This is a genomic window from Roseivirga sp. UBA1976 (assembly GCF_002336325.1).
Classification (GTDB): Bacteria; Bacteroidota; Bacteroidia; order Cytophagales; family Cyclobacteriaceae; genus Roseivirga; species Roseivirga thermotolerans.
Map to the genome: position 1 here is coordinate 1 of NZ_DDDQ01000006.1, position 12,304 is coordinate 12,304.

Sequence of the window (12,304 nt, forward strand, 5' to 3'; positions counted from 1 at the left end):
CGGTTGGATAACCAGCATTAATCAGCGGGCTGCTGCATCACAAAAACGAATCAATCAGTTTTTGCAGGAAACCAACCACATTCAAAGTACCGAAAACCTCCAACGCGACATTAAGGGAGATGTAAGCTTCGATAATGTGAGCTTTGTATATCCTGACTCGGGTATCCGGGCATTGCAAAACGTTTCGTTCGATGTAAAAGCGGGACAATCTATCGCTATTATTGGCACTACGGGGTCAGGAAAAAGCACCATTGCCAACCTGATGCTGCGTTTGTACGATAGCTCATCAGGATCTATTACCATAGATGGGAAGGACATTAGGGCGTACAACATTTCCAATATGCGCGATCAAATGGGCTATGTTCCGCAAGATGTATTCCTGTTTTCTGACACTATTCAGAACAACATTGCTTTTGGCAGTAACAGTATTAGCTACGAGCAGGTGGTGCAGGCGGCCAAGGATGCTGATTTGTACGATAACATAACGGACTTTCCGAAAGGGTTGCAAACCATGTTGGGGGAGCGAGGCATAACCCTTTCCGGTGGGCAAAAGCAGCGGGCATCCATTGCCAGAGCCATAGTGCGTAACCCAAAGATTCTCATCTTAGACGATGCCCTCTCGGCCGTTGACACCAATACTGAAAACACCATCTTGAACAGCCTTTCGCGTATAATGAAGGGGCGAACTACGGTAATCATTTCTCACAGGGTATCTTCAGCCAAGCTGGCCGATAAGATCATTGTGCTAGACGATGGCAAAATCATAGAGCAAGGCACAAATGAGTCTTTACTGGCATTGAATGGCGTTTATAAAGAGCTTTACGATAAGCAGCTTAAAGAAAAAGAATCGGTTGAATAGGCCATTGGCCATGCAAACCCGATAAACTCGTGACCTGAGGCTTTTGGTAGGCTATACCCCACTCTCCGGAGCATTTTGCTTGTTACTGTTTAACCGGCATATCGATTAGCAACAGGTTTTCTGACACGTACTGCTCCACGGTAAAATTCTGAAGCTCCAGCCCATTGTCTTTTGCTGTAGCTTTAATATTTCCTTCAATTGTAGAGGGGCTGGGCATAACCACATTATGGGCACTAATGGAAGCCCGCACCGCATTTGTGGCAGGGATGGTCATTCGCTGATAGTGCTCCGGAATGTCTGAGGCCCCTTCGTTTAGCTTCACCCCAATAAACATTTTCAACTCGTCTTCGGCAAGGGTAGTATCCTGATAGTGTACTATGGTGAGTATTCCGGATATGCTGCCCGACTCCACATAACCTCTTGCTTCAACAAAGGCAGCCTCTATCTCCGGGCTGTCGCCCTCGCCCTTAAAGGGGGTTCCTACCAGATGGTAATCGGCTACAGACTCTACGCTATATTCTACTGAATTGAGCCCTCCAAGGTATAGATAGAGTGAAACAACCGCTAAAAAAGCAACTAACCCAATTACAATCTTTGTTTTTCTATTCATGGCCTAACTACCTCTTTGTATTGCATATTATACAGGCGGGCATAGAACCCACCTTTATCTAATAGTTCCTGATGTTTACCAATTTCTTTAATCTCACCTTTATCGAGTACAATAATTTTATCGGCACCCTGAATGGTCGATAATCGGTGAGCAATAACTATGGCTGTGCGACCTTTCATTAGCACCTCTATGGCCCGTTGAATCATCTCTTCCGTCTCAGTATCTACAGAAGATGTGGCTTCGTCTAGCACAATTATTTTGGGGTCATAAACCATTGCCCTAACAAAGGAAATAAGCTGTCTTTGCCCTACAGAGAGGGTAGAACCTCTTTCCATCACATTGTAATCGTAGCCTCCGGGTAGCCTTTCAATTATTTTCTTAACCCCAACCAAATCAGCCGCTTCGGCAATCTTGGCATCGCTTATATCGGGGTTACCGAGCGTAATGTTCTGTCTTATGGTGTCTGAAAAGAGAAAAACGTCTTGTTGAACAACCCCAATATGGCTCCTCAGCGCACTCAGGTCATATTCTTCCAGGTTGACGCCATCAATGGCAATTTCGCCTTTGTTTATTTCATAGAAGCGCGAAAGCAGGTTAATCACAGAAGACTTTCCGGCTCCGGTGGCACCAACCAGGGCTACGGTTTCGCCCTCTTTCACCTCAAAAGAGATGTCTTTCAATACATAATCTTCGTCATTGTATGCAAACCATACATTCCTAAAGCTTACCTCTCCCCGAATCTCTCTGGGAGCATGTGCCCCTTCATTGGTCATGTGCTCATTATTATCGAGCAAATCGAAAATTCGGTTGGAGCTAACAATACCCATTTGCAGTGTATTGAAGCGGTCGGCAATCATACGTATGGGTCTAAAGAACATCTGAATGTACATAATGAAAGCAATGATAACCCCAGGTCCGGCACTGGTGTTGACCAATATGCCTCTGGCTCCGTACCAAACGGCCATTCCTATGGCAATAGCCTGAATAATTTCGGCCACCGGAAAGTAAATAGAATAGTATAGCACAGAACGAATATGGGCCTTTCGATGCTCGGCATTAATGGTTTTGAACTTATCCATTTCGCGCTTTTCGGCATTAAATATCTGCACTATATTCATTCCTGTTACATGCTCTTGCACAAAGGAGTTGAGATTGGACACGGCATTGCGCACCTCATTGAAAGTAACTTTGATCTTCTCTTTGAAAACATAGGTGCTAAAAATCAGTAAGGGCAATGTGGAAAGGCTAACCAGGGTTAGGCGCCAATCGAGATAAAACATAAACCCTATAAGGAACACCAATTGCAACAGGTCTCCGATAAGTGCGGCCAGACCCTCGCTAAATACATTGGAAAGTGTTTCTATATCTGACACATTTCGCGTAACCAGCCGGCCAATAGGTGTTTTATCGAAAAACTTTAGTTTTAGCCTGATGAGGTGATTGTATAGCTTTACGCGGATATCTTTAATGATTACCTGCCCTACCCAGCCAGATAAGTAGGTATGTGAATACTGCACAATGGCCAACACAATAAGGTGACCAATAAGAATGGTGATCATAAACACCAAACCATCGTAGTCGCCATTGGGTACATAATTATCAATAGCCCTTTGCACAATCATGGGCCTGATGGGCGTGAGAATGGCCAGAAATACGGTTAGAAAAACCAGTAAATAGAACTGCTTAATGTAGGGCTGTGCATACTGAAACAGGCGCTTAAGCACCTTAAAGTCTACAACATTTCCACTTTTTACCTTGGCCTGATCTTTTTCCAATGCTACAAATAGATATGGTTTGGATAGTTTACCTCCGAAAGGTATAGTCCATGCGGAGGAGCTGCTTTACCAGCCTTTGTGCGGTTTTTCGCTGCAATGATACTAACAAAATCTTCTATGGTAAGTTTCTTTCTACCTACTTCGAGCAAGGTACCCACCAGTGCCCTTACCATTCCGCGTAAAAACCTGTTTGCCCTAACGTTAAAAACCAATTGATCGTTCTGAAAATACCACAAGGCTTTAAATACCTCGCATTCAAAATGATTCACTTCTGTTTTTACACGGCTAAAACTTTCAAAATCCTGCCGACCCAATAGCTGATGAGCCGCCTCGTTCATTAAGTCTACATCGAGCGGACGAGAATAAAAATAGCTTTGTCCTCGTAGAAAAGGATTCTTTTTCTGATGAATAAAATAGTGGTACCCCCTCACTTCGGCATCGAATCGTGCATGGGCATCTTCTCTAACCAACCGACAAGCGGCAATGGCTATGTCATCCGGCAAAACAGCATTTAGTTTATAGGCGAGCTGATCGGGCGGTAGCTGAGAAGACGTATCGAAATGCGCTACCTGAAAATGGGCATGAACACCTGCATCGGTTCGGCCACTGCCTGTAATGACTGTTTCCTGACCCAGTATTCTGGTTAGCCCTTCTTCTATTTCCTGCTGAACAGAATGGGCGTTTTGCTGGCGTTGCCAGCCATGGTAGTTTGCACCATGGTAAGAAAGTTCAAGAAAGTATCTCAATGCTCTTCTATCGGCAGCCTAACAGCGCCTCTTACTCTTTGTGGTTAACACTTTTCGTAAATAATAGCGGCTCCCTGCCCTACTCCAATACACATGGTGGCCAGTCCGTATTTTACATTATTTCTCTTCTGCATTTCATGCAGCAGGGTAGCTGAAATTCTTGTTCCGCTGGCCCCCAGAGGGTGTCCAATAGCAATTGACCCTCCATTTACATTGACCTTTTCAGGATCTAAGCCCAGCTCTTGCATGCAGGGAATAGATTGTGCTGCAAAAGCCTCATTCAACTCAATTAAATCCAGATCGTTTACGGTTAACCCAGCTCGCTTCAATGCTTTTTGTGTAGCCGGAATGGGCCCGATACCCATTATATGTGGCGAAACACCGGCAATAGCCACCGCGGCTACCCTGGCCATTGGCTTAAGGTTAAACTGCTTTAGTGTGGCTTCGTTGACCATCAATGCTGCGGCCGCACCATCATTAATTCCCGATGCATTTCCGGCTGTCACCGTACCGCCTTCTTTGAACGCTGGTCGCAAACCGGCCAATTTTTCCAACGAAGAAAGCCTGGGCTGTTCATCTTTGGCAAACACAATCGGGTCGGACTTTCGTTGTGGCACTTCTACCGGCACAATTTCCTGAGCAAACTTTCCGGCTTCGTATGCCGCCTGGTATTTTAATTGAGAGCCGTGCGAGAACTCATCTTGTGCTTCGCGGCTAATCCCCCATTGCTCAGCCACATTTTCGGCTGTTTCTCCCATGGCAAAAGGGTAATGCAACTTGGCCAATTTGGGGTTTATAAACCTCCAGCCAATAGAGGTATCGTATATTTCGGCATTTCTGCCGTAGGCTGTTTCCGACTTGCCCATGACAAAGGGGGCACGTGTCATGCTTTCTACACCTCCGGCAATATAGGCCTGTCCTTCACCCAAAAGCAGGCCTCTGCTAGCATCCATAATAGACTGAAGACCCGAGGCACACAGGCGGTTAACTGTTACTCCACCCACCTCAAGGGGTAGACCAGCCAGCAATGCAGCCATACGGGCTACGTTCCGATTATCTTCTCCGGCCTGATTGGCGGCTCCAAAAATCACATCTTCTATGAGAGATATGTCGAACGATGGGTTTCGGTCTACCAGCGCCTTAATGACATGCGCTGCCAGGTCATCGGGCCGAACACTGGCCAATGAGCCTCCGAATTTTCCAATGGGTGTTCTTACTATATCGACTATATATGCTGATTCCATGGTGAGCTATATGAATTAGGATGTTTGAATTTCGAATTGATATGCGAATTAACCGAATTTAGACCAAGCTGAAAAAGGCACGACCTTAAATCGTACATCTAACACTCCCAATCGTAAATCGGTTTACTATATTTGCACCCAAATCAAGAAATCATGATTCAGCGTATACAAACACTCTTTTTGCTAGGTGTAGCCATCTTAATGGGAATGACCAATATCTACTATTTGTGGGGAGAAAAAACTGCCGATAACCAAACTGTGGCTATACTTACCACATTGAAAATGAAAGTAGTAGACACCGCAGGCACGCTGAACGATTTTTCTGACGACACCATTGTAAGAGAAGACTCTACCTGGTATTTGATGGCGCTAACCATTGCCGCCTCGCTGGTAGCCATATTTTCAATTTTGCAGTTTAAAAATAGACTGAACCAAATGAAACTGGGGGCTTTAAATGCCCTGATAATGGCCGCTACTCTTGGACTTAGCTACTATAAAATTTATCAGTATGAGGGTCTAATTGAAGGGCAGGGAGCCATTTCGCTGGGATTTTACCTGCCGGCTGGAGCCATGTTCATGAATATTATTGCCAACCGCTTTATCCGCAAAGATGAAAAACTGGTAAAGAGTGTGGATAGAATCAGGTAGCTAACCTTTCTTTTTCTATTACTTTCTTAACCTCTCTCAATTTCCTAAGAATTGCTTCGCTTGCATTCACACCGGAGTTGACAAAGCTTTTCAGCACTAAGAAAATTGCTAGAATAAAAAACCACAATGGCTACTAGTGTTAAGAGTTCATCCATGGTTTATTGGTTATAAATTCATTTAAAATTGGCTCAAAACAGAGGGCTTTAAAAACCAAAAAGGAGCCTCTGATATTCAAAAGCTCCTTTTTAGATGATACGTTTTTTGCCTATTAATTAATCTCTATCAATTCAATCTTAAAGTTCAGGTTCTCGTTAGGGTAGATTTTACCTGCCCCAGCATTTCTATAGGCCAATACAGATGGAATGTAAAAATCTCCCTCACCACCTTCTTTTAACAAATAGGTAGAAAGCTGAAAGCCCGGAATAATATCGGCATAGCCCAACTGAAACTCCAATGGCTTGTAGTCTCTTTGCGGATTATAGATGTTTTTGTCTTTGGCTAATGACTCAATATTGGTATCGAGCAGCTCTCCACTAAAACGGTATAGTTTATAGTTCACCTTCACCTTTTCTCCCTGTTTGGGCAATTCGCCTGTTCCTTCGGTGGTTATGATGTACCGGATGCCGCTCTGCGATTTCTGAGCCTGTAGTCCTTTAGTACTGAGGTGGTGATCTATTTTTGCCCCGTCTATTTGTAGCTGCGCCTCGGCATCATAGGGCTCTACATCTTCATTGCATGCCATGGCCCCCATCAATACCAGGGTAACCATTATTCCTTTTATCCATTTCATAGGCTCTATTTTATTCTGTTACTATTCAACCCTAGCAATGACACGGCCTACAAGCGTTGAGTTGGAATAGACTTGCCACAAAACACCCGACAAGCCCAGAAACCTTATGGCTACTTTAAAACTGTCAGCCTGTCACCCTTTTTTGCTTGGTACGGCATTTGATTTTGCGGGGACTGAAACAAAAACTGACAAAACGTTATGCAAGAGAAAGGTACAATCTCGATACATACCGAGAACATATTTCCCATCATTAAGAAGTTCTTATACTCCGATCATGAAATATTTCTGAGAGAGCTGGTATCGAACGCAGTAGATGCTACACAAAAAATCAGGCGTTTGGCTTCGCTGGGAGAGTTCAAGGGAGAGCTGGGACAAACCCGGGTGGAAGTAGCTGTGAACAAAAAGAAAAAGACCATTACCATTAGCGATAGTGGTATTGGTATGACAGCCGAAGAAATCAAGAAATACATTAACCAAATCGCATTTTCAGGAGCCACCGAGTTTGTTGAAAAATTTAAAGATGCCGGGGATGCCAAAGAGATCATTGGTAAGTTTGGTTTGGGTTTTTACTCGGCCTTTATGGTTGCCGATAAGGTGGAGATTGATACCTTGAGTTATCAGGATGGAGCGGCTCCTGCTAAGTGGATTTGCGATGGTAGCGCTGAGTTTGAAATTAAAGAAGGAAAGCGAAAAGAAAGAGGAACCACCGTTACACTGCACGTGAATAAAGACTCCGAAGAGTTTTTAGAAGACCACAGAATTCAGCAAATACTCGACAAGTATGCCAAGTTCTTGCCGGTTGAGGTGAAGTTCGGTGAAAAAGAAGACTCGATTGAGGACGGTGAAGACAAAGACGGTAAGAAAAAGTGGAAGACCGTTAAAAAAGACAACATCATTAACAACACCGAGCCCATTTGGACCAAGTCTCCCTCAGACCTCACCGATGATGACTACCTGAAGTTCTACAAAGAGCTCTATCCATTCTCGGAAGATCCGTTGTTCTGGATTCACCTCAATGTAGACTACCCCTTTGAGCTCACCGGAATACTTTATTTCCCAAAAATCAAAAACGATTTCGAGCTACAGAAAAACAAAATACAGCTCTACTCTCGTCAGGTCTTCATTACCGATGAGGTGAAAGATGTGGTTCCTGAGTTTCTTATGCTCTTGCACGGAATCATAGATTCTCCTGACATTCCGCTCAACGTTTCAAGAAGCTACCTGCAATCTGACGGCAACGTGAAGAAAATCAACACCTACATTACCAAAAAGGTGGCCGACAAACTGGGTGAGCTCTTTAAGAAAGAAAGAGAATCGTATGAGAAAAAGTGGGACGACATTGGCCTGTTTGTTAAGTATGGAATGATTTCGGAAGAAAAATTCTATGACAAGGCCAACGACTTTGCTCTTGTGAAAAACACGGAAGGCAAGTATTTCACCCTAAAGGAGTATGAAAAACACATAGAGGCCAACCAAACCGACAAAGACAAGAATAAGGTGTGGCTTTACTCCAACAATCCGGCTAAGCAAGATGCATTTATAGCGGCCGCACGAGACAAAGGCTATGATGTTTTGGTATTCGACACGCCAATTGACAGCCACTTCATTAACCATATGGAAATGAAGCTGGACAAGACACAGATTAAACGGGTAGATGCAGACAACCTGAACAAGCTCATCGACAAAGACGAAAAGCGCGAACTGGTACTTACCGATGAGCAAAAGGAAAGTCTAAAAGGAGTCTTTACCAAAGCCATTGGCAAAGACAACTTTAAGGTAGAAGTAGAAGCACTTTCGCCAGACGATGCTCCGGTAACCATTACCATGTCTGAGTTTATGCGCAGAATGAAGGAAATGCAAGCCACCGGAGGCGGAGGATTCAACATGTTTGGCAGCATGCCCGACACCTACGATGTCACAGTGAACGGCAACCATAAACTGGCCGATAAAATTTTAAAATCGGTGGCCGATGAAACTAAGGAAGGTCTTGCCAAGCAAGCGGTTGATTTAGCCATGTTGTCTCAAGGTCTACTAGAAGGCAAAGCCTTAACCGATTTTATTAAAAGAAGCACAGAGTTACTGGGTAAGTAACAGAGCCATATAATTCAACTCAATGCCACACCTTGTCAGGTGTGGCATTTTTGTTTTCTACAATTAGAACTAAATTCAAGAAGCGTTCATCATAATCTTAAAGACGTGGTCATGAAAAGGTCAATTTCAATTCTACTCTTCTTTATCTCCTGCGTAGCCTTTTCCCAAAGTGCTAAAATCACTGTAAAGCAGGAAGGGTTTGGAGAGAATCACCAACTCCGACTCATCATCAACGGAAAAATGCTTGAAGTAAATCCTAATGGTGAGCTCATCTATTCAGGTGAAATAGACCTATCTAAGCCGGTTTATGGTATGGTTATTAACCCTGAAAGTAAATATTCAGGGTTTTATGTAGAGCATGGAGCTACTGAAGTTATTGTAAAGAAAAAGGGATTCCCATCGTCATTGGAGGTACCTGGTTCCAATTCACATGCCATCTACTCTTCTATTGCCCATGCTAAAAATGAAAAAGACTTTCTCACCAATACTTTGGCCAATATTGAAAACCCGGTAGCCTTAGACATATTCAACCAAAGGTTCAGATTTGAAAAACTCAGCCTGGAAGAATTGAAACAGGTTTATAATTCAGCTCCTGAAAAGCACAAAGATCTGTTGGCCGACTTGAGCGCATTTATAAACACTGCCGGGTTGAAAAAAGCAGAAGTTGGCGGCCAAATCATAGACTTTGAAGGACAAGATCAGCACGGAAAAACCTACTCTACCAAGCAATACAGAGGTAAATACTTACTTCTCGACTTCGCTTCCACCGGCTGCGGTCCCTGCTGGGCAGGCTATCCCGATATGCAAGTGCAAACCTCCAAGTATGATAATTTGCAAGTGATCACCTACAATCAGGACAATGCCATTGAAGGCTGGAACAAGCTGGCAGAACAAAGAGGCATTAAGCTACCTTGGCCTGTTTTATGGAAGGCAGAGAACAAGTTGGAAATCTTTGAACTCTATAATGTAGAAGGATGGCCTTTGCACTATTTAATTTCTCCGGATGGCGAAATTCTGGAGTCGTGGTATGGGTCTGGGGGTGATAGACTGGAGAAGATGCTTGCTAAGTATATTAAGGATTAACAACCGACCGCCAGCGAACACCAACGTCCCTGAAAGAACAATACACGGGTTCAATAGATGTAATATCTCTTGAATTAAAACGTCATTCAGAACTTACTTAAAAAGCATAACCAATTGATTAACAGTCAATTAAAATCTTAAAATAAATTCAGGGTGACGAAACAGGTTAAATGGCATACTCCTTGGCTAATGGTCGGTGAACTTTTAACTTGATTCCATGCTTCGCAACATGTTCATGCTAGCCTGGCGCAATGCTATTCGCCACAAGCAATTCGCTATTCTCAATATACTTGGCCTAACCATAGGCATTACCGCCACGGTAATTATTGCGCTATATGTCATGAACCAGTATAGCTATGACAATTTCCATAGCAAAGGAGAAAGAATTTATAGGGTGAACCAGCCCATGATCTGGGGCGATTGGAATGAACCATTTGCTTCTACAGGTCCTAACTTAGCCATAGCCCTAAGGGCTGATGTTCCCGAATTTAAAGAGGTAACCCGGGTGCATACCCCGGGCGAAATGGCTGTTAGCTATCTGCCCGAAGGTGGCAATCCCATCTCATTCACAGAAAGCAGAGCTTTTGTGGCCGAACAGAATTTCTTTGAAATATTCGACTTTAAAGCCAAGACGGGAAGTTTAGAAACAGCTTTGGAGGTTCCCGGCAACGTGGTGATCACTCAAGAAACAGCCACTAAATATTTCGGCACAGAGGAAGCCATTGGCAAAACGCTTTTGGTAAATCAGGGCACAGACAGCTTTGCTTTCAGGGTAGCTGCTGTATTAGAAGACATTCCTACCAACTCGCATATTCAGTTCAACATGCTGCTTTCCATGGCCTCTTTCGATGATATAGAGCAAAGACAGCACCAATGGATTTGGACCACCTTTGTCACTTACGGACTAGTGGCAGAGGGGGTAGATATCGATAAACTGGAAGCCAAGATTCAATCTATTCCTCCAAAATGGGCAGAACAAGAGATACAGAATATCTTTGGGCAGAGCTACGTAGAATACATCAAAGACAGAACCTGGACACTCGAGCTTCAGCCATTAAGTGAGGTTTATTTGTACTCCCCGCCATCTGGCAACCGTATTGGCCCCAGTGGAAACATACTTTACATCCAGATTTTTTCTGCGGTAGGTGGCCTTATCTTACTCCTTTGCAGTATTAATTTTATGAACCTCTCCACTGCCAAATCGGCAAACCGAGCTAAGGAAGTGGGCATTAGAAAGGTATTGGGATCGGAAAAAAGGGCCCTCGTTCAGCAGTTCATCTTCGAATCAATTCTCTATGTTACGGTTAGTACCGTAATAGCCCTGGTTGTTACCGAAATATCTCTGGATGCTTTCAACCTGATAGCCAACACAGAATTGAGCCTTTATCGATACGCCACCAACCCTGCGGCCATCGGGTTAATTGCTGCTTTTGTGGTACTACTGGGCATAGCTGCCGGAAGTTATCCGGCCTTCTATCTTTCTTCCTTCAGCCCCATTAAAGTACTCAAAGGAAAATTAAGCTCCGGCTTTAAAGGAAGCGTGCTGAGAAACACTCTTGTAGTGGTTCAGTTCACTATTTCCGTAGCGCTAATTATAGCCACCTTCTTTGTTCAGAAACAGCTCAACTTTGTTTTGAATATGAACTTGGGGTTCAATACCGAAAACATATTGCAAGTCCATAATATGGAAATGCTAACCAACGAGCAGCAGCAAACGCTGCAAGCCATGCTTGCTACCAATCCTGCTTTTGAACAGGTGGGAATTTCTGACCTTATTCCGCCTAATGTTTGGAACGAAGACAAGTACAAAGCATATGGCCCGGATACCGAGTCAGTGACACTCAACAGAATAAGATGTAATGAAGAGTATATCGATCTACTGGGCTTAAATTTTCTGGAAGGCAGAAATTTCGATAAGACCAGAGGCACAGACCAATACAAAGTAATATTGAATGAAGAGGCCGTTAAAGTTCTGGGGTGGGAATATCCCGTCAATCCTGAAAACTCTCCGGTAGGCCAATACATTACTTTTCCCAACAGCAATGAGGCGCTCTTTGAGGTAATTGGTATAGTCGAAAACTTTAACCACAACAGTGTACGCTATGAAATAGGCCCATTGCTCCTCATTCATCAGGAAAATGATATCATGTGGAAACACAGCAACAACTACCTTTCCATTAGGTTGAACGGTGGGGCGATAGCCAGTAAAGCATCACTGGAAAGTAGCCTTAAGAACATTGAAGCAAGTGTGAAGGAAGTAGACGCTGCCATTCCGTTCGAATACTCATTTATGGATCAGATGTTTGAGGCAAACTTTAGAACAGAGCAGAGAATGGGGCAGGTTTTGAACATCTTTACCGCAATGGCCTTAACCATTGCTTGCCTGGGTCTATTTGGGCTCTCGGCTTTTGCTGCTGAACAAAGAAAAAAGGAACTAGGCATTAGAAAAGTACTGGGA

Annotated in this window: 10 protein-coding genes; 5 read left to right on the forward strand and 5 right to left on the reverse strand. The window is 43.8% G+C overall.

The genetic code is table 11. From position 1 onward, the window contains the following. On the forward strand, window positions 1–859 hold an 859-nt coding region (locus B3763_RS00200; RefSeq protein WP_286742360.1), incomplete at its 5' end, for an ABC transporter ATP-binding protein. An 82-nt stretch (window positions 860–941) separates the two neighbouring features. Here the strand turns inward: B3763_RS00200 and B3763_RS00205 are convergent. From B3763_RS00205 to B3763_RS00220, 4 genes are read right to left on the reverse strand one after another with little or no spacing between them, the layout of a single operon-like run. Next, window positions 942–1,469 (reverse strand): hypothetical protein, encoded by a 528-nt coding sequence (locus B3763_RS00205; protein ID WP_286742362.1) that lies wholly within the window; start codon window positions 1,467–1,469, stop codon window positions 942–944. Continuing rightward, the gene (locus B3763_RS00210) at window positions 1,466–3,244 is read right to left on the reverse strand and encodes an ABC transporter ATP-binding protein (RefSeq protein WP_286742364.1); all 1,779 of its coding nucleotides are present in this window, start codon (window positions 3,242–3,244) and stop codon (window positions 1,466–1,468) included. Before B3763_RS00210 ends, B3763_RS00205 begins: the two co-directional genes overlap by 4 nt. Window positions 3,245–3,246: 2 nt before the next feature. Then, complete coding sequence (truA, locus tag B3763_RS00215; RefSeq protein WP_286742365.1) at window positions 3,247–3,990, reverse strand: tRNA pseudouridine(38-40) synthase TruA; 744 nt, start codon at window positions 3,988–3,990, stop codon at window positions 3,247–3,249. Between the two features lie 44 nt (window positions 3,991–4,034). After that, a complete protein-coding gene (locus tag B3763_RS00220) occupies window positions 4,035–5,234 on the reverse strand; it encodes an acetyl-CoA C-acyltransferase (RefSeq protein ID WP_286742367.1) in 1,200 nt (399 codons plus the stop codon). 153 nt (window positions 5,235–5,387) lie between these two features. Here B3763_RS00220 and B3763_RS00225 point away from each other — a divergent pair, with 153 nt between their 5' ends. Then, the gene (locus B3763_RS00225; protein WP_286742369.1) at window positions 5,388–5,882 is read left to right on the forward strand and encodes a DUF4293 domain-containing protein; all 495 of its coding nucleotides are present in this window, start codon (window positions 5,388–5,390) and stop codon (window positions 5,880–5,882) included. Window positions 5,883–6,150: 268 nt separating this feature from the next. Here B3763_RS00225 and B3763_RS00230 read toward each other — a convergent pair whose 3' ends face one another. Next, window positions 6,151–6,672 (reverse strand): FKBP-type peptidyl-prolyl cis-trans isomerase, encoded by a 522-nt coding sequence (locus tag B3763_RS00230; protein ID WP_286742373.1) that lies wholly within the window; start codon window positions 6,670–6,672, stop codon window positions 6,151–6,153. A 198-nt stretch (window positions 6,673–6,870) separates the two neighbouring features. Between B3763_RS00230 and htpG the strand changes: the two genes are divergently transcribed. The 3 genes from htpG to B3763_RS00245 form a co-directional block, all read left to right on the forward strand. Beyond that, window positions 6,871–8,763 carry a molecular chaperone HtpG gene (htpG, locus tag B3763_RS00235; protein ID WP_286742376.1) on the forward strand — a complete coding sequence of 631 codons (1,893 nt, stop codon included), beginning with the start codon at window positions 6,871–6,873 and terminating at the stop codon, window positions 8,761–8,763. 111 nt (window positions 8,764–8,874) lie between these two features. Then, window positions 8,875–9,846, forward strand: coding sequence for a TlpA family protein disulfide reductase (locus B3763_RS00240; protein WP_286742378.1), 972 nt, complete (start codon window positions 8,875–8,877; stop codon window positions 9,844–9,846). Between the two features lie 217 nt (window positions 9,847–10,063). Then, a partial coding sequence (locus tag B3763_RS00245; RefSeq protein ID WP_286742381.1) for an ABC transporter permease occupies window positions 10,064–12,304 on the forward strand: 2,241 nt, incomplete at its 3' end.

What these genes read in the sequence shown, in the direction of transcription:
- B3763_RS00205 (WP_286742362.1), bottom strand. Translation starts at nt 1,469, where the DNA reads ATGAATAGAAAAACAAAGATTGTAATTGGGTTAGTTGCTTTTTTAGCG.
- B3763_RS00220 (WP_286742367.1), bottom strand. Translation starts at nt 5,234, where the DNA reads ATGGAATCAGCATATATAGTCGATATAGTAAGAACACCCATTGGAAAA.
- B3763_RS00225 (WP_286742369.1), top strand. Translation starts at nt 5,388, where the DNA reads ATGATTCAGCGTATACAAACACTCTTTTTGCTAGGTGTAGCCATCTTA.
- B3763_RS00230 (WP_286742373.1), bottom strand. Translation starts at nt 6,672, where the DNA reads ATGAAATGGATAAAAGGAATAATGGTTACCCTGGTATTGATGGGGGCC.
- htpG (WP_286742376.1), top strand. Translation starts at nt 6,871, where the DNA reads ATGCAAGAGAAAGGTACAATCTCGATACATACCGAGAACATATTTCCC.
- B3763_RS00240 (WP_286742378.1), top strand. Translation starts at nt 8,875, where the DNA reads ATGAAAAGGTCAATTTCAATTCTACTCTTCTTTATCTCCTGCGTAGCC.